The organism is uncultured Tateyamaria sp., from assembly GCF_947504105.1.
Lineage (GTDB): Bacteria > Pseudomonadota > Alphaproteobacteria > Rhodobacterales > Rhodobacteraceae > Tateyamaria.
In genome coordinates, this window is sequence record NZ_CANNGP010000003.1 from 81,212 (window position 1) to 103,712 (window position 22,501).

The 22,501-nt window shown below is 57.6% G+C and carries 26 protein-coding genes; 13 read left to right on the plus strand and 13 right to left on the minus strand.

Annotated features, from left to right (window positions below):
- Positions 1-58: 58 nt before the first annotated feature.
- A complete protein-coding gene (dctP, locus tag Q1A75_RS03065; protein WP_299546847.1) occupies positions 59-1,045 on the minus strand; it encodes a TRAP transporter substrate-binding protein DctP in 987 nt (328 codons plus the stop codon).
- Positions 1,046-1,187: 142 nt separating this feature from the next.
- Here dctP and Q1A75_RS03070 point away from each other — a divergent pair, with 142 nt between their 5' ends.
- Positions 1,188-1,835 (plus strand): GntR family transcriptional regulator, encoded by a 648-nt coding sequence (locus Q1A75_RS03070; RefSeq protein WP_299546850.1) that lies wholly within the window; start codon positions 1,188-1,190, stop codon positions 1,833-1,835.
- Positions 1,836-1,914: 79 nt separating this feature from the next.
- Here Q1A75_RS03070 and Q1A75_RS03075 read toward each other — a convergent pair whose 3' ends face one another.
- Entirely contained in the window at positions 1,915-3,885 is a 1,971-nt protein-coding gene (locus tag Q1A75_RS03075; protein ID WP_299546853.1) for a DEAD/DEAH box helicase, read from the minus strand.
- Between the two features lie 662 nt (positions 3,886-4,547).
- Here Q1A75_RS03075 and Q1A75_RS03080 point away from each other — a divergent pair.
- On the plus strand, positions 4,548-5,582 hold the full coding sequence (locus Q1A75_RS03080; protein WP_299546856.1) for an AraC family transcriptional regulator: 1,035 nt from the start codon (positions 4,548-4,550) through the stop codon (positions 5,580-5,582).
- A gap of 178 nt (positions 5,583-5,760) precedes the next feature.
- Here Q1A75_RS03080 and Q1A75_RS03085 read toward each other — a convergent pair whose 3' ends face one another.
- The 5 genes from Q1A75_RS03085 to Q1A75_RS03105 form a co-directional block, all read right to left on the minus strand.
- The gene (locus Q1A75_RS03085) at positions 5,761-6,150 is read right to left on the minus strand and encodes a hypothetical protein (RefSeq protein WP_299546858.1); all 390 of its coding nucleotides are present in this window, start codon (positions 6,148-6,150) and stop codon (positions 5,761-5,763) included.
- A gap of 347 nt (positions 6,151-6,497) precedes the next feature.
- The gene (locus Q1A75_RS03090; RefSeq protein WP_299546861.1) at positions 6,498-6,806 is read right to left on the minus strand and encodes a hypothetical protein; all 309 of its coding nucleotides are present in this window, start codon (positions 6,804-6,806) and stop codon (positions 6,498-6,500) included.
- Between the two features lie 154 nt (positions 6,807-6,960).
- A complete protein-coding gene (locus Q1A75_RS03095) occupies positions 6,961-7,821 on the minus strand; it encodes an autotransporter outer membrane beta-barrel domain-containing protein (RefSeq protein WP_299546864.1) in 861 nt (286 codons plus the stop codon).
- Positions 7,822-8,178: 357 nt separating this feature from the next.
- Positions 8,179-8,508 carry a hypothetical protein gene (locus Q1A75_RS03100; protein WP_299546867.1) on the minus strand — a complete coding sequence of 110 codons (330 nt, stop codon included), beginning with the start codon at positions 8,506-8,508 and terminating at the stop codon, positions 8,179-8,181.
- A 179-nt stretch (positions 8,509-8,687) separates the two neighbouring features.
- Positions 8,688-9,197, minus strand: a complete 510-nt coding sequence (locus Q1A75_RS03105) for a hypothetical protein (protein ID WP_299546870.1) — start codon at positions 9,195-9,197, stop codon at positions 8,688-8,690.
- Between the two features lie 746 nt (positions 9,198-9,943).
- On the opposite strand from Q1A75_RS03105, the gene Q1A75_RS03110 reads away from it, so the two are divergent.
- The gene (locus Q1A75_RS03110; RefSeq protein ID WP_299546873.1) at positions 9,944-10,366 is read left to right on the plus strand and encodes a cupin domain-containing protein; all 423 of its coding nucleotides are present in this window, start codon (positions 9,944-9,946) and stop codon (positions 10,364-10,366) included.
- A gap of 318 nt (positions 10,367-10,684) precedes the next feature.
- Here Q1A75_RS03110 and Q1A75_RS03115 read toward each other — a convergent pair whose 3' ends face one another.
- Positions 10,685-11,920: an MFS transporter gene (locus Q1A75_RS03115; RefSeq protein WP_299591832.1), complete on the minus strand. Its 1,236-nt coding sequence runs from the start codon at positions 11,918-11,920 to the stop codon at positions 10,685-10,687.
- A gap of 534 nt (positions 11,921-12,454) precedes the next feature.
- Here Q1A75_RS03115 and Q1A75_RS03120 point away from each other — a divergent pair.
- Complete coding sequence (locus tag Q1A75_RS03120; RefSeq protein ID WP_299546876.1) at positions 12,455-13,024, plus strand: hypothetical protein; 570 nt, start codon at positions 12,455-12,457, stop codon at positions 13,022-13,024.
- Positions 13,025-13,102: 78 nt separating this feature from the next.
- On the opposite strand, the gene Q1A75_RS03125 is transcribed toward Q1A75_RS03120, so the two are convergent.
- On the minus strand, positions 13,103-13,381 hold the full coding sequence (locus tag Q1A75_RS03125; RefSeq protein WP_299546880.1) for a hypothetical protein: 279 nt from the start codon (positions 13,379-13,381) through the stop codon (positions 13,103-13,105).
- 92 nt (positions 13,382-13,473) lie between these two features.
- Here Q1A75_RS03125 and Q1A75_RS03130 point away from each other — a divergent pair, with 92 nt between their 5' ends.
- Positions 13,474-13,728, plus strand: coding sequence for a hypothetical protein (locus Q1A75_RS03130; RefSeq protein ID WP_299546883.1), 255 nt, complete (start codon positions 13,474-13,476; stop codon positions 13,726-13,728).
- Positions 13,729-13,807: 79 nt separating this feature from the next.
- Here the strand turns inward: Q1A75_RS03130 and Q1A75_RS03135 are convergent, their stop codons facing one another.
- Positions 13,808-15,769, minus strand: a complete 1,962-nt coding sequence (locus tag Q1A75_RS03135) for an AsmA family protein (protein WP_299546886.1) — start codon at positions 15,767-15,769, stop codon at positions 13,808-13,810.
- 103 nt (positions 15,770-15,872) lie between these two features.
- Here Q1A75_RS03135 and rimO point away from each other — a divergent pair, with 103 nt between their 5' ends.
- The 4 genes from rimO (at position 15,873) to Q1A75_RS03155 (ending at position 18,836) form a co-directional block, all read left to right on the plus strand.
- Positions 15,873-17,252, plus strand: coding sequence for a 30S ribosomal protein S12 methylthiotransferase RimO (gene rimO / locus Q1A75_RS03140; protein WP_299546889.1), 1,380 nt, complete (start codon positions 15,873-15,875; stop codon positions 17,250-17,252).
- A 122-nt stretch (positions 17,253-17,374) separates the two neighbouring features.
- Complete coding sequence (locus Q1A75_RS03145; protein ID WP_299546892.1) at positions 17,375-17,722, plus strand: hypothetical protein; 348 nt, start codon at positions 17,375-17,377, stop codon at positions 17,720-17,722.
- Positions 17,723-17,773: 51 nt separating this feature from the next.
- Positions 17,774-18,157, plus strand: a complete 384-nt coding sequence (locus Q1A75_RS03150) for a thiol-disulfide oxidoreductase DCC family protein (protein ID WP_299546895.1) — start codon at positions 17,774-17,776, stop codon at positions 18,155-18,157.
- A 46-nt stretch (positions 18,158-18,203) separates the two neighbouring features.
- On the plus strand, positions 18,204-18,836 hold the full coding sequence (locus Q1A75_RS03155) for a hemolysin III family protein (protein WP_299546898.1): 633 nt from the start codon (positions 18,204-18,206) through the stop codon (positions 18,834-18,836).
- Here the strand turns inward: Q1A75_RS03155 and Q1A75_RS03160 are convergent.
- Positions 18,828-19,088, minus strand: coding sequence for a DUF6455 family protein (locus Q1A75_RS03160; protein ID WP_299546901.1), 261 nt, complete (start codon positions 19,086-19,088; stop codon positions 18,828-18,830). The genes Q1A75_RS03155 and Q1A75_RS03160 overlap by 9 nt on opposite strands.
- A 74-nt stretch (positions 19,089-19,162) precedes the next feature.
- Positions 19,163-19,549, minus strand: a complete 387-nt coding sequence (locus tag Q1A75_RS03165; RefSeq protein ID WP_299546904.1) for a YigZ family protein — start codon at positions 19,547-19,549, stop codon at positions 19,163-19,165.
- A gap of 56 nt (positions 19,550-19,605) precedes the next feature.
- On the opposite strand from Q1A75_RS03165, the gene Q1A75_RS03170 reads away from it, so the two are divergent.
- Complete coding sequence (locus Q1A75_RS03170; RefSeq protein WP_299546907.1) at positions 19,606-19,887, plus strand: hypothetical protein; 282 nt, start codon at positions 19,606-19,608, stop codon at positions 19,885-19,887.
- On the opposite strand, the gene Q1A75_RS03175 is transcribed toward Q1A75_RS03170, so the two are convergent.
- The gene (locus tag Q1A75_RS03175; RefSeq protein WP_299546955.1) at positions 19,884-20,603 is read right to left on the minus strand and encodes a M48 family metallopeptidase; all 720 of its coding nucleotides are present in this window, start codon (positions 20,601-20,603) and stop codon (positions 19,884-19,886) included. The two genes, Q1A75_RS03170 and Q1A75_RS03175, sit on opposite strands and share 4 nt — an antisense overlap.
- A gap of 123 nt (positions 20,604-20,726) precedes the next feature.
- Here Q1A75_RS03175 and Q1A75_RS03180 point away from each other — a divergent pair, with 123 nt between their 5' ends.
- The 3 genes from Q1A75_RS03180 to Q1A75_RS03190 are packed head-to-tail and all read left to right on the plus strand — an operon-like array spanning position 20,727 to position 22,479.
- Positions 20,727-20,966 carry a hypothetical protein gene (locus Q1A75_RS03180; RefSeq protein ID WP_299546910.1) on the plus strand — a complete coding sequence of 80 codons (240 nt, stop codon included), beginning with the start codon at positions 20,727-20,729 and terminating at the stop codon, positions 20,964-20,966.
- A 60-nt stretch (positions 20,967-21,026) separates the two neighbouring features.
- Positions 21,027-21,890 carry a branched-chain amino acid aminotransferase gene (locus tag Q1A75_RS03185; protein ID WP_299546913.1) on the plus strand — a complete coding sequence of 288 codons (864 nt, stop codon included), beginning with the start codon at positions 21,027-21,029 and terminating at the stop codon, positions 21,888-21,890.
- Complete coding sequence (locus tag Q1A75_RS03190) at positions 21,883-22,479, plus strand: 2-hydroxychromene-2-carboxylate isomerase (protein ID WP_299546916.1); 597 nt, start codon at positions 21,883-21,885, stop codon at positions 22,477-22,479. Before Q1A75_RS03185 ends, Q1A75_RS03190 begins: the two co-directional genes overlap by 8 nt.
- The last annotated feature ends 22 nt before the right edge of the window (positions 22,480-22,501 follow it).

Genomic DNA, 22,501 nt, shown 5'->3' on the forward strand with positions numbered 1-22,501 from the left:
TGGATGAGAAAAGGGGTGCAGAGGGGCCGCATGTGCATGCGCCCCCTCGCGATGTGTATCACTCGACAGCCAAAGCCATATCGAGCAGCTCCTGCCCGCCATCGACCTCCGCAACGAACGCGGCGTAAGACGTCTCTTGCGCCAACGCACGCCAGGCTTCGAAATCCTCGGGCGACATCTGCGCGATCTCGACACCCGCGTCACGGAACACTTGTTCCGATGCGGCATCCTGCTTCTTGGCTTCCTCAAGATAGAACGCCTGCGCCTTGGCGGACGCGTCCAACAGGGCTACCTGCTGCGCTTCGGTCAGACTGTCGAACCGCGACTTGTTCATCAGCAAGGGCTGGTACATGAACCACAGCGCCACATCGCCCGCAGGGGTATAGCAGCTGACCTGTTCGTAAATCCGGTAGGATACGAACGATGATGACGACGTGTTCGCGGCGGTCAGAACACCGGTTTGCATCGCGTTGTAAATTTCCGAAGACGCCATCGAGGCGATCGAGGCCCCTGCCCCCGCCAGCATCTGCTCGAACGCCTTGCCGGCCGCGCGGGTCTGCAGGCCCTTCACATCATCGGGCGCGGTGATGCACTTGTCCTTGCCGACAAAACCGCCCGCCAGATAACCATGGACGAGGACCATCACGTCATCACCGGCCATCTTCTCTTCGAGGGCCGCCATGAAGGGGGATGCGCTCAGACGTGCGGCGTGATCGTGGTTTTTCACCATGCCGGGCATGAGCGTCAGGTTGTAGGCGGGCTGTTGGCCACCGGCATAGCTGAGCGGCAGAACGGTCATGTCCAATTGGCCACGGCTGAGTGGGCGATATTGCTCGCGCGGCTTGAACAGCGATTTCGAGCCAAAGATCTGTATCTCCAGATCGACGCCTGCGGCAGCAACCTCGTCAGCGACCATCTGGGCCACCTGGTGCCGCACATCCTTGTTGGACCACTGGTGCGACAGGCGCAGCGTCTCTGCGCTCGCGGCCGATCCGATGGCCAGGCACGCCGCCATGGCAGTGGCTGTGAGTTTTGCGAATTTCATAGTGTCCTCCCTAGGTGTGAATCAACTTTGCGCGCTGAAACTACGACTGGGACGCTCCCACAGCGCGCATAACGAGTCAACTTTCTTGTATACAATAATCCAATACTTGCATTTTTTACCCGCTGAATGATACACATCACCCATGGATGTCAGACGTGCAGATCAGATTGCAGAAGCCCTCGAACAACTGGTTTTTTCAGGGGAATTTCAGGATGGCCAACGTCTGGACGAACTCAAGCTGGCAGAACAGTTTCACGTCTCGCGCACGCCCATCCGCGAGGCGCTGCAGGTGCTTGTCAGCTCGGGCATGGCCGAACAGGTGCCACGGCGCGGCGTCTTCATCCGACAGCCCGGCCCCGTTGAACTGATGGAGATGTTCGAAACCATGGCCGAGATCGAGGCGGTGTGCGGCCGCCTTGCGGCAACACGCATGACCGATCAGGGTCTCGAGGCGCTGTCAGCCGCGAATGACCGGTGCCAGCAAGCCATCGATGACACGGACCACGACCGTTACTACACAGAGAACGAGACGTTCCACCAAATCATCTACCGCGGCGCGGCCAACGCGTTCCTGGAAAAGCAGGCGCTGCAACTTCAAAACAGGCTCAAGGCCTATCGCCGGATTCAACTCCGCTTCCGCGGCAGGCTCCAACAATCCATGAGCGAGCACTCCGAGGTCCTGGCGGCACTGCAAGCAGGCAACGCGGATCAGGCGGCGTCGGTTCTGCGGCGGCACGTCGCCGTGCAGGGCGAGAAGTTTCATCAACTCATCGCCAGCTTGAACCGCTAGTGTAGTTTAGAACCGCCGGCCCATAGCAGTCAGTTGGCTACGTTCAGGACGGCCACTTCAGACATCGCACAGCGCAACATCACCGTCGTTTTGGCACCGCGCTTCCCCCACGAACCGTTTTTGCCGCAGACCGCGCACGGTTTTTCTTGCTGCTGGGCTTGCCCTTTGGGGGCGGGGGACCTTTGGCGCTGCTGCTCCGAGGTTTGGAATACGTGTCCTTGGCTGCTTTGGACGCAGTCGATGATTTACCCTGAGGGCTTGCCGCCGATGAGCTTCGTTTTTTCAAAGGCGCATGCGCAGCCTTATCCGTCTCTTTCGCCTTGGGTTTCTGCTCCCTGGGCTTGCGATCCTCGGGCTTGGGCTTGCGACGTCGAGGCGTTGGCGCGTCGTTCCAGTCAGTCGGCGGCGTGTCCGCTTTGCGATGACGTGGTTTGCCCGTAGGCGCGCGATCGGATTTCGGTCGCTTGAAGGCCGGGATATCCGGCGCCGCGTCCAGACGCACGATTTCCTTTGTCCTCTCGATCCTCATGTCAGAACCAATGGCTGCCAGAAAACTGTCGACAACAGCCTCGCGAATTTCGACGTAAGACAAATCGTCAGCAATGCGGATCGCGCCAATATCGTCCTTCGTGATGTTACCCGCCTTACACACCATCGGAAGCAGATGACGTGGAGACGCGCTTTGGTTCCGCCCCTCTGACAGCGAAAACCAGACGCTGGGACCGAATGCCCCCCTTGGCTTGCTCTTTTCCGCCTGAACCACACCCAGCTCTTCCGGGGCGGAATGGCGCGTTTGATACTGGCGCAAGTAAGCGGCCGCGATCTGTTGAGGAGAGAATTTTTCGACCAATTGGTCGACCATCGGGCGTTCCGTTTCGGTGATGTCTGTTTGCCAGTCGTCCGCGGCCAGCATACGCGCCTGATCGCTCTCCTGCACGGCCTCGGCCGAAGGCGCAGCGCCCCATTCAGCAGTCAGCTTGGCAAACTTCAAAATCCGTTCCGCCTTCTTTCGGGACGACGGCACGACAATCAAAGCACTTACACCTTTGCGTCCTGCGCGGCCCGTGCGGCCGGACCGATGCAAGAGGGTCTCGTGGCTGTTCGGCAGTTCGGCGTGAACGACCAGATCAAGGTTGGGCAGGTCAATGCCTCGGGCGGCGACATCGGTTGCCACACAAACCCGCGCGCGCCCGTCCCGCATCGCTTGTAGTGCGTTGGATCGTTCGCCCTGGGTCAGCTCACCGGATAGGGCCACAACCGAAAATCCGCGGTTCGACAGTCGTGCAGTCAGGCGTGATACCATCGCACGGGTGTTGCAAAACACGATGGCATTGGGTGCCTCGTAATAGCGCAGCACATTGATGATGGCGTTTTCGCCATCACGTGCGGCCACCGCCATAGCGCGGTAGTCTATGTCGGCGTGCTGGGTCTGTTCACTTACGGTCGACACACGTTCCGCATCGCGCTGATAGCTTTTGGCCAGTTTGGCAATCGCGCCGGGAACAGTTGCGGAAAACAGCAATGTCTGGCGGTCTGCAGGCGTTTCATCAAGGATGAATTCCAAATCCTCGCGAAAGCCGAGGTCCAGCATTTCATCGGCTTCATCCAGCACGACCGCACGGACCTGGGTCAACTCGATGGACCCGCGCATAATGTGGTCGCGCAACCGCCCCGGCGTGGCTACGACGACGTGGGAACCACGTGCCAAGGCACGACGTTCATCGCGCATGTCCATGCCCCCAACGCAGGATGCCAGAAATGCGCCCGCATCAGCATAAAGCCACCCGAGTTCACGTTTTACCTGCAATGCCAGTTCCCGCGTCGGCGCGATGACCAAAGCCAACGGCGCGGCAGCCGCACCAAACACGTCATCATCCCCCAACAAAGTGGGGGCTATCGCCAACCCGAAACCTATCGTTTTTCCCGATCCGGTTTGCGCCGATACCAAAAGGTCCCGGCCCTCCAGTTCTGGTTGGGTGACCGCTTGCTGAACGGGGGTCAAAATATCATAGCCCTTGCGGGCAAGCGCATCTGCGATGGTTTTTTTCAAGGTGGAAGTTCTTTGTATGGGGCAGGCTGTACGGCTGTGCAAACTTGCAATCAGCGCATCATCCGAGGTTTAAGACGCCCCTCTACCGTGTGGCGCGTGGTTTGTATAGACACTGTTACTTCCGAATTGACGGATACCAGCCCTAAGCGGACGTTGGTCACAGCTGCTGGGATGACGGCTGTGCGGGACAAAACCGACCTTGGATTTTAGCACTTCGCCGACGCAGCATCCCTTCGCGGTTGCGGCGAGCCTGCCGCTGCCACGCAGCACATGTCACCGAACCGGATGTTCGCGGTCGTCAAGGTGGCCTAAACCGAAAACGCAATTTCGCCGCAGCTTCATCGGACAACTCAGACGCGGACTAAGTGCGCCTTCGCTGCGGGTGCACGAATGTCAACCATGTGAAACCCGCCGAAGATGGCAGCGTTTGTTTTCAGCAATTTGCTTCGTGGACAATAGCACTGCCGCGCACTCCCACTGAGAACGTGCATGTCACCACGTGAGAGCTGGGCTGAGGGCAAGCGCTCAGAACTGCAACTGCCTGCCGTTCCGGTGGCGAGCAAACGATTGCTTGGCATGGCTTTTGCACCCTGTCTAATATCGCCCAATACACAAACCGCCTCAGTTTGACGGGGCTCTTCAGTCTCAGGCAGCATGTCAGCATGAAAACGAACGAAGCGAATTCTGATAGCCATGTTTGGAATGTTCCAGGTTTTGGCGTCCACCACATCGCCAAGCTTCTGAAAAACCGTGGTTCAGATGTCGCCGCGCTTCTGAGATCGGCAAATCTACCTGTTGATTGTCACGAAACCCCTCCGAACCAAGTCGATGTTCGGAGTGAGCTCCGCCTCCTGGAACTGGCTATTGAAGAAACCAAAGATCCCTTTTTTGCGGTCTCGGCAGGACAAACATTCAACCCCAGAGGGACAACGCTTCTCAGTTACGTCGTTTTGAACTCTCCGACCGTTGGTGAGGCCATTGAGAAGGCTGTGACCTACGCGCGTTTGGCGCGGGGCTTCGCAAAACTGTCATTCTATGAAGAAGAGCATGGCATGTTCTTGGAAATAGACACCATCGCCAAGTTGATACGTGCTGATGGGGCGCATAACGAGTTTCGCATTACCGCCTTTTTGACCAGTCTTCAGATTGCGGCTGAGACCCCCCTGCCAGTCGTCGAGATGCGTTTTCCGCATAAGCTGACCGAAGAAAAGCAAACACAAATCTCGGATGCTTTGTCGGTCAACGTCAAACAGAGTCAGCGCGTTCCAGGCATCCTGTTTGACAAGGCGGTTGTGGATATTCCGATCAGGGACGCGGATGCCGCATTGCTTTTGCACCTTGAAACACATGTGCAAACTCTGATGAAGGATCTGACACCAGTTGTCGGTGAGACAAGTTCTTTGGTGCAGGGCGAAGTAACGTCACGACTGTCTTTCAGTGCACCCACGCAAGATGAAATTGCAAAGACGCTTGGCATGAGCATCAGTACACTTGGACGCAAACTTTCCAAAGAAGGCACAACCTACAAACAGCTGCTAATGGACATTCGAAAAAGGCTGGCGGAACAATATCTTGATGACCCCAAACTCAGCCTTTCCGAGATTGCTTTTGCCCTTGGTTACTCTGATCAAGCTGCGTTTACCAATGCCTACAAGAGCTGGACGGGCCAATCTCCGGGGAGTGTTCGGACTGCGTAGCTGATCTCAGGGTTTACAAATCGTCGAACACGGTGCTGCCGGACCTCGTATCCGGGGCCCGGCATTGAGTGGTGGTACGTCGCGATTTCTCAGCGCCGTTCTGTCTGGATCAAAACAATGCTGGTGGCGGGACAAACAAGTGCCGCGAAACACCACAGGATGATCATTTTGATGTCTACTATTCCACAGGAATAATTTTGCTTTCTTCTTCGCCCAGGGGCTGGGTCGAGGATAGGTTGTCTTGATCCTGACCGAAGCCATGGTCAGCGTGGTAGGTAGCCTTTGCATTCGGGGCGATCATCTGAGCAATGGCAACCGCATCGGCAATCGAATCAACCGAATAGATCTGCAGGATGCCCTGACTGGTCTCCGCCAGCCCAACCATGTCAGCATTGTGCGAACCGGTACGGGCCATCTGGTCCGCGTTGTTGAGCACTTGTGATGCGGAGGCGCGCACGTCATGAGCTTTTCCACCGAAGCTGTGGCCATTCAAAGGTCCGGCCATGGACGCTCCGGCGCTCATGACCAGTGCGAAAACGGTGGCGGCGGTGATCAGTGTCTTTTGCATTTGTCTTCTCCTTTTGGGGTTGAGCGTGTGTGTCACGCTGTGTGTGCATTCAATTTGGCAGCTTGCGGCTCGGATTTATTGTGCTGGCAGGTCAGGGTTTTGCGAAGAAGCTTCAATTTGGCGTCTATGCGCCAGGTAGTTTGCGAGGGGTATTTTGTGTCAGGAGGACCTGGCCTGCCCCGACGACCTGCAAGGGGCGCGACCGACAGACGAAACCGGACCTCGGAGTTAGCATCCGGGGCCCGGCATTAGGTGGTGGTACGTCGCGATTTCTCAGCGCCCTCCTGTCTGGATCAAAACAATGCTGGTGGCGGGACAACCAAGTGCCGCGAAACACCACAAGACAATCATTTTGGGGACCAGAAGATCACAGGTGTACCATTCTGGCCGCCAGAGTGGTTTTCGAAATTGAATTTAAAGTTGTCGGAGCCCAAGGGCTGGGTCGAGGACAAGTTGTCTTGACCCGGATCGAAGCCAGGGTCGGTTTGGTGAGTATTGGCCCCACGGTCCGCGTTGTTGAGTGCTTGCGATGCGGAGGCGCGCACGTCATGGGCTTTCCCACCGAAGCTGTGGCCGTTCAAAGGTCCGGCCATGGACGCTCCGGCGCTCGTGACCAGTGCGAATACTGTGGCGGCTGTGAGCATTGTCTTTTGCATTTGTCTTCTCCTTTTGGGGTTGAGCGTGTTTGTTACGCTGTCTGTGCATTCAATTTGGCAGCTTGCGGCTCGGATTTATTGTGCTGGCAGGTCAAGGTTTTGCGAAAAGTCACCAAGTTGGCGCCTGTCCTTCGTTTCGCCGCAGCGACGGGCCTTAAAACTGGACCGCGAAACCGATGTTCCAGCTAACGCTGTGGTCGTTCGAGCTGCTCCCCAATCCGGTTTCACTGGTGATCTCAGCATAGAGCTGTGAGTGATCTGACAGGGAGAGATTGCCACCTATGCTCAGGGCCGCTGTGTTCTGCCCAAATACCATCGAGGCTTCGTTGTCGAAGGCATGATAGATATCAATTTGACCATACAGCATCGAATTGTTCGCGAAGGTACGTTCAGCGCGCAGTCCAAGTCGAGCCATCAGTGTATCGCTGTCCACCAAGGTTCCGATCTGACCACCCGGAACATTGTCCAAGTCGATGTCGCTGTAGGTGACCTCCACTTGCGGGGTGAGCGTCAAGTCGTTCCAAAGGGCGAAGGGCTTACCAACTTCAACAGATATCTGATATCCACTGCCGTCGATATCCAAGATATTTTGACCATTCAGACCTATGCGGCTATCGAATGCTCCATAGCGAAACTGCCCATCAATATACAGCATACTATCTGCGACCCAAAGCGCGCCTATGGTTGCATCGTAGCTGTCCGCTGAGATACCAGCGCTGGCCAGGCGGGTGCTGACGTCCGATGACGAGTGGGTGGTGCCGAACTCAACCCTGCCGAACATATCCCCGCCCGCGACCTCTCCCAAGTAGAAATCTGTATCATATTGCTGGTCATCGCTGTTCGTCGTTACATGGCGATCACCGAAATTTTCATTGCTGCGGTCTGGCGCAATAGATGAGTGAACATCATGTGCAAATCCATAGTCACTGTGACCCTGCAACGGTCCGGCCATGGACATTCCGGCACTTACGACAAGAGCGAGTATTGTAGCGGATGGAGTGAGTGCCTTTTTCATCTTTGAGTGCCTTCCAGTTGAGCGCGTTTGTTACGCGGTGTGTGCACTCAGTCTGGCAATCGGCCGTTCAAATTGATTGCGATGGCACCTCATGGTTTTGCGAAAAGACGTCAATTGAGCGCCCGCCCCTCATGCATTTGCAGCGGCGCGGTCCATGTCAGGCCAATATTGGCGTCGCGACAACCGCGCTGATCATCTGGCCCGGACCGGCGTTGACCTCGACGCACTCAGAGCGAGGGGCGAATGTGTTGTGTTACTTGCGTCCAGAGAAAGGTGCTGCCGGACCCCGGAGTTTGTATCCGGGGCCCGGCGTTAGATGGCGGCGCATCATGTTTTGTCTGGGCCGACGCACCTGGATCAACAGAATGTCATCCCTCCCCGCACATACACGCAGCTTGAGGGGCCATCACTCGGCGTCTTGCCAATAACCCAAGTATAGCTGCCATCATCTTGAACTGGGATGGCTATGACATTGGGCAATTGCGTGCTCGGGCTCGAGCCGGTCACGGTGGTGGTTTGGTGGGTATTCGCCGTCCTGTCAGCTTGCTTGACTGCTTGCGAAACGGAAGAGCGAACATCATGTGCTTTCCCGCCGAAGCCGTGGTCACCCAGTGGACCGGCCATGGACATTCCAGCACTCAGAACAATGGCGAAAGCGGTGATGGATGTGATCAGTGTCTTTTTCATGTCTTGGTTCCTTTTCAGTTGAGCGTGTTTGTTACGCTGTGTGTGCATTCAATTTGGCAGTCTTCGGCTCGGATTTATTGCGATGGCACGTCAGGGTTTTGAGAAAAGTCATCAGTTTAACGGGCAGATGGGGGTGATGCTGAATGAGGCGCTGGGCCCATCTGACCGCGGTCTGAGTGTCAATGGGTTTTATTGTAGTGATGATTGGCGATTGTTTTTTTGATAATCATTTTTTTCTCCGGCTCCCCCGGAAGATTGTCATAAAAGTTGGCTGGATACGGATAGTTCACCAAGGCAAGATTGAACCAAACCAAACCCAACCAACTCAGTAGAGATTCAGTGTCATCCAGGGGGATTGCTGGGGTAGCCGCTGACGACAGTGTCGTTGGCTGCTGACCGGCGATCACATCGAAAGTCCCCGGAGTGTCGGTGTAATCAAAAGCGTATCCTTGGACAGGCGCTGCCGACAGCGCCATTGGCTGCTCACCGACGGCTATATCGGTAGACCCTTTTGTGATTTGCAGGGTATGGGCCATCCCGCTGGCGTGGCTGCGTGCTTCCGATACTGACGCGCGAACATCTGGTGCGAACCCGCGGTGGCCATTGCCACCCAGCGGTCCGGCCATGGATGCTCCAGCATTCAGAACAATGGCGAATGCGGTGACGGATGTAATCAGTGCCTTTTTCATGTCTTGGTCCCTTTCGGTTGAGCGTGTTTGTTACGCTGTGTGTGGAACCAATCTGGCAGTCTGCGGCTCGGATTTATTGCGATGGCACGTCAAGGTTTTGCGAAAAGACATCAAGTGAACGCCCGCTCGCGGCGCTACCCGAAACGGGGCGGCCTCAGCTAAGAAACCATTGGCTTCGAGACAGACGTTTGTGAAAGTGAATTCGTGAAAGTCAACAACCGCGCAAACCGCCGACATTGGGCAAAGTGCAGCATCGCGCAAAATGGGCTCGCCGTCAGATTTGGCCGCGATTTATTTGAAGGTCAGCTTACAAGGAAGGCAAACCTTTGAGTCGCAAAAGGCAAGGTTGGTACGCGTGCCGCATTTCTTCTGTTTCATTATTAATGACTTCGCCACGAACGAATGGAAAAGCCATGTGTCGCCCGACAGTTGGTGTGGAACGTCACGAGCCTTTGACTCATGGAGATGCAGCTTCAGGACGGTTTTCAGCACTTCGCGTCAGGCATTTCTTACCCAGCCTTTGAGGGGATCCCCTTTGTTTGTGACTGTTCTCACCCGTGCTGAGCGTTCATTCCTTCAAGTGGGTTGCAGGTACGGCTGTTGGAGAATGTCAGCTATTATGCTGCGCTACACGGTTTTCTGGCTTGATAAAAGCAACCTACCGGCTTCTAAACTATGGTTGAACGTGCTGACGCCGATATGGGCGCACCTTGCGCGCGAGATCATCCAATTAGGAATTTCCGCCAATGACCACGCAATCAATTGTCTTCCATCTTGCAGTGACAGCAGCCACTGCCGTGGCGAGTGCAGGGTACGCTGAAACATCTTACCCGCCCGTTGATGTCTTGCTTCAATCGCAGACTACAATCATTGGACAGCAGATTGTCTATCCAGAGGGCCCCGCCCAAATCACAGCTGCCATTATTACTATGGAAGCCGGTCAAGTCACAGGCTGGCATCAGCATGAAGCCCCGCTTACAGCCCACATCTTGGAAGGTGAGCTGACGGTAGACTACGGCGCTGACGGCACTCGGGTATATCGTGAAGGTGACACGCTGATTGAAGCACTTGGTTCACGACATAACGGCAAAAACACTGGCGATGGCATCGCACGTATCTTTGTTGTTTTTTCGGGTGCTGTTGGAACACTGAACACCGTTTCAGAATAAGCCTAGCGCCCTCAGTGGTTTGTCATAGGGTTGTTGCGGATACGGCCTGCGCGGGGAATGTAGTGAAGTCTATCCCTTGGTAGAACCGCCCGTGATTGTAGATGTCCATCTGGCAACGCTCCGAGAGGCTGCTGGCATAATCCCCGACAGTTTGTGTTCCCGACCCCACTGGTCTGTCATAACCAGCAAAGGCATAATCCCTGACTTCCCGTACCCGACACCCTTCGAATTTCCCGAGCAGACTATCTATCTGATGTGGAGGAAAGATAGAGGGACTGACCCTGGCCATGTTTGTTTGAGGGTGCAGATCGTTGGTGCCTATCGAGAAAATGAAGGCGTTGGAGGGCTGACGTGATCAATCTCGCGCATCGCACGCCAATAATGAAAAACCGCCCAAATCCCCACGATCTGAATAGTGGACAAGGCGAACCTCAAGCCGTTCTGGCCATGGCTGGCAAACAAGGTCTCGCTGGCCAGACCAATCACCGTTGGACCAATGCCCACGCCAACGCAGTTAAAGCCAAACAGAAATATCGCTGTTCCCATGGGACGCAAGTCTTCTGGCAAACGGTTGTGCAGATAGGCAAAGGTTGGCCCCCAGTATATAGCGCTCACGGTTGCTGCGAAGGCAAAACTGATCAAAGCCAATGATGTTGAGCTTGTCAGAAAGAAAATCCATATCAGCGGCTTGGACAGGAGGATGGCAAGAATGATTATGCCTATGCGCCATCGTGGATTTCTCGTTCCCCACCTATCTGCCAGTTGACCTGAGTACCATGTGCCAAATCCACCGATGATCCCTGTCGTCAAGGCCAGGTAGATGCCGGTTTGCGCCTGGGTCATTCCGTGGGTTCGGATGATGAAAGTTGGCAACCACGTTAAAACGCCAAAGGTTACAATGCCGATCAATGCAAGACCGCAGAGTGCATGAAAAAGACCGCGGTCATTCCATATCAGATAACACGTTCTGCGAAAAACGGCTGGATCTGCGGCAGCTTTCTGCTCCGATTGCGATTTGCTGGTGTCCGTTGTCGTGTATCTCAGAAGCAGAGCCAGGATAAGACCGGGAAGACCTGCCAAAACAAAGGCCCACCGCCAGCCAAACATATGCCCGACGATGCCTCCAACGAGGAACGCCAACAAAACGCCAACATTTGCCCCGGTCGCAAAAGATGCCAGAGCCGATGTGCGGGTCTCACGCGGGAACCGGTCTGAAATCATCGCATGGGCTGGTGCCACAGCACCTGCTTCACCTAGCCCAACACCCAATCGTGCAAGAACGAGATGCGTAAAATTCTGCGCGACCGACATCATCAGAGTTAAGAGGCTCCAGACAACGGCGGACGTTGCAACGATGTTTCGCTTGTTTCCGCGGGCAGCCAATCGCGCGATTGGGAAGCCAGCAAGAAGAAACATAGCCGCAAAAACCAATCCGGAAAGGAGGCCAAGCTGCGTATCTGACAGAACAAACTCTTGGCCGATGGCATCCAGCGAGATGCTCAGAATATGCCGGTCCATGTGGGCCACGGCGAAAATGGCTGTCAGCAAGAACAACAGGCGTCCTTGTGGTTCCGGCGTCAAGACGTTCACCCGTATTCAGGAGATCTTTTGGTGTTGGTACAAGCTCAAGATACGAAAGATCAATCAAGGATTTCGCACCGCTTGCTGACGTCCCTAAACCAAATGGCGGCTTTGCCCTGCATCTTGCTTTTTGGCTGACAACATCTCGTTGCGCTGCGCATCTACGAGATGGGAGAATGTCTGCAGTCCAAAGACAGTTTGGCGCATAGTCTCTGCGTGCGCATCCGGCGGCTCTAAGCCCAAACTGGCAGATGTCGCGCGAGACTGGAATGGCAAGAGTTTGCTCGAACTGTCGGTTTCTACCAATTCAGTTTTGCGTGCGGCTGTCGTCGAACCACTGTTCGCTTGATTTAGACGGGCCCGTTTCGGGCGGCGCTGCAAGCGGGTGTTCACTTGATGTCTTTTCGCAAAACCTTGACGTGCCATCGCAATAAATCCGAGCCGCAGATTGCCAGATTGGTTCCACACACAGCGTAACAAACACGCTCAACCGAAAGGGACCAAGACATGAAAAAGGCACTGATTACATCCGTCACCGCATTCGCCATTATCCTGAGCGCCGGAACGTCCACGGCTGGTCCGCTGGGTGACCTTGGCCAACACGGGTTTGCACCCAAAGTTCACTCATCAGTTTCGCAATCAGTCAATCACGCTGATGGGATGACCAATACTCACCATACCACTCACTCGTCCGGTTTTGACTTCGATTTGCATTCAGAACGCCAACTGGGTCAAAACAACTTGTCCGCCACTCTGCAGAATCCTGCAATAAACTCGAACTGGGACTGGGATTTTCCCGATGGTGATATGATCGGAATTGATGCTGGTGAATACACTACCGATGGCAGTATTCATCTGAATTGGGAGCAAAATCAAGACAGCCAACCGCTAGGCCAAAGTGTAGATCCTAATCAATACCTGATTGGTTCCGTGTTCATTGTCGCCGCAGGAATGGGTTTCATGATCAAGGGCTTAGCGGAACTTACCTATGAAATCGCTTGTCCCCGGGGCAATCTCGGCCCGGCTGAATGCTTCGCCTTCTGGAATGCGGGAAAATTAGGTCCGGTGGCGATGTAACGGCGGTAACTGCTGTGCTGCAAAACTATTAGGCCACCCGGTACAACGGGTGGCCTAACTTTAGTTGCTCACGAATGCCTATACAGAGGCTTTGAGGGCTCGGGCGGCGCCACGCAGGGCGCGCGCTGTTGCCGAGACCAGTTGCTGACCTTCCTCATCACGTATCGAATAGTCGAACCAGAACTGCTCTATGTTCGTTTCGTCTGGCTCGGCTTTTGAAAGGCCACTCACCCCGGCCCGGATTGACCGCAGCATTTGCCCGCGACGTTCGTCCACCATGCTGATGGTGTCCCCGTCCTCCGCCGCCTCAAGAACGAAGATATCAAGCTGCGCGGGTAGCTCCTCGGCACTTCGCAAACGGCAACTTTATACCGCAATTTGATCCTTGCCCGCCGCATCTGCGCTGCGGTTGGCATCAATGCCCGGTTTTCTCGCCGCCACACAGCGTCATGAACCAAGCAGCTGCAGCTATTTTCGTGCTGCGCGCGCGCAGCGAAAATAAAAGACTTCCGCTGTGGGCTCAAACCGGCCCTCCGGCCAGACTTTGCAAAGTCCACTTCTGCGCCAATTGCTCACTTCAAGCACGCCGCACCTCAAAGCTCAAACCGGGTCTGTTCCGCCTGGTCCGCGACGCCGCCCGCCTTCACGGGCAGCTTGCCGGAAATCCGGTTAAAATCACCCAAACGGACCGCGCGCAGGGCTAAACCATTGTTCCCGTTCAGAACTCACGAAATCGCTAAGATTGCGTAGCTTCACCGAACACGCTGTCCCCGCGGGGACAGATCAGTCAAACAGGCTCCGCAGCCCTTTTTTGACCTCATTTTCCAGCTTTTTCTTGGTTGCATCCTCGAGGTCCTGGCCCTCATCCGTGACGCCCAGTTCCTTGGTCACTTTCTCGCGCACCTTCTCCTTGGCCTTGGCTTCGATCTTGTCTTTCTCGGCTTCCAGCTTTTTGTCCAGCTTCAGGTCAATCGCGGAATCCAGATCGGGCAGAATGCTTGGGTCGGCCCAAGGACCACGGATGCGCACAGGGATGGCCAGGTCCGGGCCGTCGTCTCCCTTGAGCGCCGTCGGCGTGAACAGATAGTCGATATCTTGCTGGCCCAGGCCCACGCGTCCCGCACCCCGCGCCTCGAAACTGCGCAACAACACCAACAGGTCGTCATTCCGTAGATTGCCGCCTTGCATTTGGAAGCTGGCACTCATTTCTTCGAACACGGTGGTGCGCCCGTTGCCCCGCCCGAATTTCAGCAGGCCGTCGAGGTCCAGCCCTTCGATTGTACCGCTTGCCACGTTGAATGATCCGTTGCCCGAGAGCGACTTCATGATCGCATCCACATTGGGCCCGACGCCAAGGAATTTCACCTCTGCATTGGCTTTCCCCGTCAACATCTCAAGGTCCGCCGCATCCCACAGGAACGGTTGCAGTCCAAGGCCGCGCGCAGTCAGGTTGCCGCCAACGCTCAGCCCCGAACGGTTATTGACCACGAACTGCCCGACCAGCGTGCCGTTGTAGGCAGCGACTTCGCGCAGTTCGAACACCATGCGGCTGTTGTCGTTGCGCAAAAGGGTGCGGGTCTGTCCGAGTTTGAACTGACCGAGGTCGATAGAGGAAGCTGCCAGCGCGATCTCACCATTGAATGCGGCCAGCCCGCTGGCATCGATCGGATCCGTGGGCCAGCCGGTGCCTACCTCAACCTCCGAGGACGAGGAACTGCCACCTCCGCCCCCGCTGTCCCCGCCGGTTGCACTGCTCAGATCCAGCGCCCCGGCATTCAGTTGAGCGTTGATCGCCGGGGTGCCGTTCAGGCTGATATCCGCAGCACCCGTCAGCATGTTGCCCCTCAGATCGGCCCGAAGATCGCGCAAGGAAAGACGCCGGTCAGCGGTAAGGGTAAGGTCGGTCGACATCTCGACCGACTCCCCCAGCTTTGCCGGCAGCCCGGGGCGCGGCAATCCCAAGGCCGCCATGAAGGTGTCAGTGTCCGGCAGGTTCAGCCCCAGCATGCCCGCAACCTCGCCCGCCGTGCTGGCGCGTCCGTCCAGCGTCAATAGCCCCCCGCCTGCTTCGATGGATGCCTTGACGGGTTGCACCTGTCCCGCGATGAAACCCGCGAACCCGTCAATGGTGGCGTCTACTTCAACCGGTGTCCCCGAGGGGCGCAAGGTCGCGTCGATGGTGGCGGGGCCCAGACGCTCGGGCCAGTCAAGCATCAGATCAACCCCGGAATAAGACAGCGTATCTGACCCCTCTGCGGCATAGGTCAGAGTGGCATCCGTGATCTCCAACTTCTGGATCGACAGGGGTTGGGCGGCACGGGTTGGGGCCGTCTCGGTTTCGATCTGCGCCTCTCCACTTGCATCGGTGAAGACCCAGCTGGCCCGCCCGTCAGCACGGCTTTCAAGCCGGATGGTGGGGCGTGTTGCCTCGATATTGGTAATGCGGATTTCGCGGTCGCGAATATAGGCCATCAAGTCCACGCCAATCGCGGCATTTTCGGCTGTCAGCATCGGACCCTGTTCTGACCAGTCGGCATTGCCAACCTCAAGCCCGTCGGCGCGCACGCCAAGCACTGGCCACAGGGTCATCGACACCCCGGTGATTGTCACGTCGCGACCCGTTGCCTTGCGGATCTGGTCAGCGGCAATGGCACCAATGCGATCAGCGGGCAAAAAAAACAGTGACACTCCTGCGACCAACACAAGAACCAGGACAAACCCGATAAGGCGGAAAATCCATTTCATGACAACTGCTCCGTTCTGATGACGTGTTGAGACCAGCGTAACGCAGCGCACGCATAGCACCCAACCCTTTTCCCCGGCCACCACATCACATATGAGGCAAGCCATGAGCACAAACCCGCCTGACCTGCGCCCCGACCTTGCCCCCAAGGCTACATTGGACAGCACTCGCCGCCCCGGCCAACCCACGATCGGGATGGTCAGCCTTGGCTGCCCCAAGGCGCTGGTCGACAGCGAACGTATCCTGACACGGCTGCGGGCCGAGGGCTACGGCATCTCACCTGACTATTCCGGCGCGGATGCGGTGATCGTGAACACCTGCGGCTTTCTGGACAGTGCAAAGGCTGAAAGCCTTGATGCCATTGGCGAGGCACTGGATGAGAACGGGCGCGTGATCGTCACGGGGTGCCTGGGGGCCGAACCCGAATACATCACCGGCGCGCATCCCAAGGTGCTGGCTGTCACCGGGCCGCATCAATACGAGCAGGTGCTGGATGCCGTACATTCCGCCGTGCCGCCCGATCCGGACCCCTTTGTCGACCTGCTGCCTGCCAGCGGCGTCAGCCTGACCCCGCGCCATTTCAGTTACCTCAAGATTTCAGAGGGCTGTAACCACAAGTGCAAGTTCTGCATCATCCCGGACATGCGTGGCCGCCTTGCGTCCCGCCCGGCCCATGCCGTCGTACGCGAGGCCGAAAAGCTGGTCGAGGCCGGGGTGAAGGAACTGCTGGTCATCTCTCAGGACACGTCGGCCTATGGCGTCGATATCAAGCACGCTGAGGATAAAGGACATCGCGCCCATATCACTGACCTTGCCCGCGATCTGGGATCGCTCGGTGCATGGGTAAGGTTGCACTATGTTTATCCCTACCCCCATGTGCGTGAGTTGATCCCGCTGATGGCGGAGGGGCTGGTGCTGCCCTATCTCGATATCCCGTTCCAGCACGCCCACACCGACACGCTGCGCCGCATGGCACGCCCTGCCGCCGCCGAGCGGACACTGGACCGGATCGCAGAATGGCGGTCGATCTGCCCTGAGATCACGCTGCGTTCGACATTCATCGTGGGTTATCCCGGTGAAACGGAAGAGGAATTCCAGACCCTTCTGGACTGGATGGACGAGGCGCAACTGGATCGCGTGGGATGCTTTCAGTACGAAAACGTGGAGGGCGCGCGATCAAACGCCCTGCCCGATCACGTGGCGCCTGAACTGAAGCAGGAACGCTGGGAGCGGTTCATGGAGAAGGCCGCGGCCATTTCCGAAGCCAAGCTGGCCGCCAAGGTGGGTCAGCGCATGGACGTGATCGTGGACGAGGTGGACGACGAGGCCGCCACCTGCCGGACCAAAGCAGATGCGCCCGAGATCGACGGCAATCTGTTCATTGATGAGGGGTTCGAGGATTTGAGCCCCGGCGATATCGTGACCGTCGAGGTGGACGAGGCGGGTGACTACGACCTGTGGGGAAAGCTGGTGACAGCGGGCTGAATAAGGGTCCGGTTGCACCTATCCATATTCAACACATTCGCGGCGTTTCCCCACAAACCTTGCGTTTTGGTTAATTTGTTCTATATTTGTTCTCCACCCTGGCGAAAGCAAGGAGAACAGATATGTCGATCCATCCTACCCTTCCCGGCCTGTTCGAGCCGGTGCAGACGGCCCTGCCTCTTGACGCGCAGCCTGCAACGGAAAAGCAGATTGCCTATGCCCGGACGCTGGCTGCAAAGACGGGCCGCCCCTTGCCTGCGGCACTCTTCCGTGACCGGGTGGGTTTGTCGGCGTGGATCGATCAGACCAAACCCAAAGCCGCAGAGGGCCGGTTTTCGGCTTATCCCAGTGCCAAGCAGGTGCAGTTTGCCGAACGCATCGCCCGTCTGAAACGCCGCCAGATCCCGGCGGAGTGTTTCAAGGACAAGGTGATGATGTCCCGGTGGATCGATGGAAACAAACCCCGGTAAGTGCGGCGCTTTGTCTATAGAGCCGCGTTTGTGCGGCTCTATATTTACATCATGACTGAAGATACCCGGGTGCTATACAACGCAGACTGCCCCGTCTGCAGTTTCGAGATCGATCACTATGCCAAGTATAGCGCCGGTCGCGCCCTGCCCATCCGCTTTGAAGATCTGAATTGCGTCGACATGACGGATTGGGGGCTGAGCCGGGACGAGGCGGCGCGCCGCCTGTACGTGTTGCGGGGTGGTCAGATGTATTCGGGCGTCCCGGCCTTCATCGTGCTGTGGCAGGACATGCCGCGTTATCGCTGGCTGGCACGGATCGTGTCGCTGCCCGGTCTCCATTGGCTTGCGTCCAAAGCATATGACCATGTGTTGGCGCCGCTGATCTACCAATGGCATCTGCGACGCCAGGCGGCAGCAACGTCAACTGAATCGTGAGGGTTTGTGCCTAGACCGTGAACATCTCACAGGTCAGGTTGCCGCAATGCCATACCCACATTCCGTTCGTGAAACCCTTGCCGATGCTTCTGTTCATGTTCTTGGTCTGACAGCCGGGATCACCGCAAGTGCAATGCTGTTGGTTCATGTTATGCAGACCCAAGGGGCGGCACAGATTGCAGCAACCAGCATTTACACCGGCCTTGCGGTCTTTGCCCTTGTGGCGTCTGCCTCCTATCATCTGCTGCGGTGGGAGCGATCGCGCCCGGTGTTTCACCGGATCGATCACGCGGCCATTTGCCTCAAGATTGCCGGGACTTACACGCCGCTGGTTGTCCTGATCGGATCGGCCTTTGCCTATGTGGTGCTGGCCGCCGTTTGGTTGGTGGCCCTGCTGGGGGCCCTGGCCAAGCTGAGCTTCTGGGCCACGGATGCACGGGGATCGCTGGCGCTGTACCTCGCGATGGGCTGGGCGAGCGTGCTGTTGATCTGGCCCATGTGGCAGAACCTGCCCGGCGCCTCGACCGCGTTGATCGTGGCAGGCGGGGGGCTGTATTCGCTGGGCACAGTGTTTTACGCGCAGAAATCGCTGCGCTTTCAGAACGCGATCTGGCACAGCTTCGTTCTGGCCGCCTCGGCCTGTTTCTTTGGGGCTGTGGCCTTGGGCCTGTCAGTCTGAGCGGCGCGCCAGTTCGGCGAATGCTTCGGCGTTGCGACAGAAGTCCGGCGTTTCAGATACTCGACCGGCCTGCATGTCCAGCCATTGCGCGCAGGCGTCAGGCTTTGTGCAGCCCACACAGTTGAGCACGAGGTCCGAGATGTCGGAGGGTGTCAGATGCGCGCGCAGGGCGGCTTCTTGCAGGTCGACACCGCGGGCGGCGGCCATACGGTCGACCAAATCGGCGTGGGTCTTCAATCGGGCGTCAGTCATCGGGCGTCCCTTTCGACGAGATCCTTGGATGGTTCCAGCCTGACGGGCGCGGTGCACAAGGTCCTTGATCTAGATCAAAGCTGGTCGAGATAGGCGCGCACGCAGCTTTGGACATGGCGGAAGCGGTCACCGCCCAGATGTTTACCCCCATACCAGCGGGTCACGACGACCAGGTGATCGGTCAGCCCCTCGCGTTCAAGCATCCGCAGGATCACCATACCCGCGCCCGCCTCGCCATCGTCGCCCTTGATCGGGCCACCTTCGGACAAGGTGGCACCCCATGTGTTGTGAGTGGCTTTTGCGTAGGCTCGGTCGCGCTTGAGGCCCTTTAGAGCGGCATCAATCTCGGCCCGCGATGCAGCAGGGCAGCCGGACACGGCGTATTTCGACCCACGGTCGGTCAGGATCTGGCCCAAACGCTTCAAGGTCGGGTTTCCCAGACCCGACAGACGGGCCCGCATGTGCTATCCAGACGCCATTGATTGATTAAAGACCATTTCAAACCGGGGATTTTCCCATGACTTTTTCACTGTTGCCATCGATGCCGGTCTACGAGGTGATCGGCATCCTGGGCTTTGCGCTTTATGTGACGAATTACAGTCTTCTGACCACCCGCTGCCTGAGCAGCGATTGCCTTGCGTATTTCTCGATCAACCTTGTCGCCGCAAGCTGTGTCTTGCTGGGGCTGGTGGCGAGTTTCAACCTGGCCTCGGCCCTGCTTCAGATCTTTTGGGTGGCCATGTCGATTATCGGCATCTTTGTTCGGCTTCGACACCGCGGCACATCCGCGCCGGTCTAGAGGCCAGCCGCGGTGCGGCGCACGGTTTCAATACGCTGTGCGTTGGGTGGGTGCGTCCCAAGGAACCGGTCGCCGGGATCAGGGATACGATTGAAGAACTCGGCACCGTTGACCGGATCATACCCTGCCGCTGCCGTTATGACGGTTCCAAGCGCGTCGGCCTCAAGCTCGAAATCCTTGGAGTACGTGCGTGCGCCCACCTGTGCCCCGATCCGCTGTGCAGATTCGATGGCGTTCGGATCACCCCCGGTCAGGGTCGCCAACCCGCCGAAGATGACGGCCCCGGCGGCTGCGTTTTCCCTTTGACGCGCGATGTGACCGCTTACGTGGTGCGCCGCTTCATGCCCCATGACAAAGGCCAGTTCGTCAGCGTTCCGCGCCTCGTCAATCAGGCGCAGCGTGAACACGAGGATCGGACGACCTTCGTCATCCAACGTCTGAAAGGCATTGGAGGGTGCATTGGCGCGATCATCCACGACGATCTTGAAATCGCAGTTCATCCCCTGCGTCCGCGCCTTGCATTCACGTTCGGCCACGGGTTCAACGCGCCGCACGACCTCGGCAAAGGCGCGGGTGGATTGCTGGCGCGTGCGCAACTCATCCGGCACATCGCGTGCGACGGGCGCGGGTCCGCCAGTCGGCGCCGACGTGACAACGAGGTCATCGCAGGCGGCCACGAAAGCCAGTGTTGTCAGGGCGGCCAAGAGACGCGTGATCAAGGCAATGTCCTTTCGTACAAAACGCAGCAGATACTATCACGCACGTTGGCAGCTTCCAGCCCTCTTCACGCAGCCGTGTGCCCCTTTGCAACTCTGCGCGCATGGCATACGTTTAAACCCATGTTTACAATCGAGCATGAATTCGACGCCACCGTCGTCACGCTGGTGGATGACGGGGCCGCCCCGCTGCAGGAAGATGTTGTGATCAACTCGTTCGCCGAGGTGATCACGGTGGAGCAATACGACCCGCGCAGCGACAGCGTGGTCAAGATCACCCTGTCCCCGGAACAAGCGCGTGATTTGGCTGCCGCACTGGACCTACCTGAAGGCGTGTATCAGTTGCGCAAGGAGCCGAAGTGAAAAGGTCTGGACCCTTGACCTGTCTCTGCTAGCCTGCGCGGCAACAGGGGGAGGACAGACATGGTGACCGGCACCAAGATCCGCACATTCTTTGAAGGTGCATGGCATGATGAAGACGTTGCCGTCATGCGCGCCGCAGATCATGGCAGTTGGGTGGGCAGCACGGTCTTTGACGGCGCACGCTGGTTCGACGGACGTGCGCCCGACCTGGATCTGCATTGCGCCCGCGTAAACCGGTCCGCTGAGGCGTTGATGCTGACCCCAACCATGGAAAGCGCGGATATCGTGGAGGCGATCCACGAAGGTTTGAAAGCCTATGATCCGTCCGATGCCGTCTACATCCGGCCCATGTATTGGGGGCTGGACGGTGATGCGTCAGGCATCGTGCCCAAACCGGACGCCACCGGATTTGCCATCTGCCTCGAAGCGATCCCGATGGCTGATCCGTCCGCGTCGATCACGTTGGGACGCACGCGGTTTCGCCGCCCCGTGATCGAAGACAATGTCGTCAACGCCAAGGCTGGATGCCTGTACCCCAACAACGCCCGTATGCTGGCCGAAGTGCGCAAGCGTGGATTTCAGAACGCGCTGGTGGCCGATGCGATGGGCAACGTGGCCGAAAGCGCCACTGCCAACGTGTTCATGGTCAAGGATGGCGCGGTCTTTACCCCAATCCCGAACGGCACGTTCCTGTCCGGCATCACCCGCGCCCGCCACATGTCAAACATGCGTGCCGATGGGATGGAGGTCATCGAAAAAGTCCTGACATTCGAGGATTTCGAGGACGCTGACGAGGTGTTCCTGTCTGGCAATATGATGAAAGTCACGCCTGTGTCGGGGTTCGAGGACACGTCCTACCAGGTCGGTCCTGTCACCCGCCGCGCGCGCGAGATGTATTGGGATTGGGCCGCAAGCCATGGGTAAGCCGCTTGAGTTCTGGTTCGAATTCGCCAGCACATACAGCTATCTGAGTGCTGCCCGGATCGAAGATGCCTGTGCCAACGCCGGGGTGCCGCTGGTCTGGCGATCCTTTCTGCTGGGCCCCGTTTTTGGCGCGCAAGGCATGACGGATTCGCCGTTCAACATGTTTCCGGTGAAGGGCGCCTATATGTGGACCGACATGGAACGCTGTTGTTCCGATCTGGAGTTGCCCTTTGGCAAGCCATCCTCGTTTCCCCGTGGCAGCCTGTTGGCCGCACGAATAGTGGCAGCGCATGCAGATGCACCATGGGTCGGTCCGTTTGTACGAGCTGTGTATCATGCGAATTTTGCCGAGGACCGCGATATCGCGGACGACACAGTGATTGCCGCATTGTTGTTCGAGATCGAGCAAGATGCCGAGGCCATCGTCGCCGCAGCCACGGCACCAGAGGGCAAGGCCCTGTTGCGCACAGCGACGGAAGAGGCGTTGGCGCGCGGGTTGTTCGGCGCGCCCAGCTTTGTCGTGGATGGCGCGTTGTTCTGGGGCAATGACCGGTTGGAACAGGCGCTTGCCCACGCCCGCGCCTCGTGATCACACGCGGGATTGCGCGCGC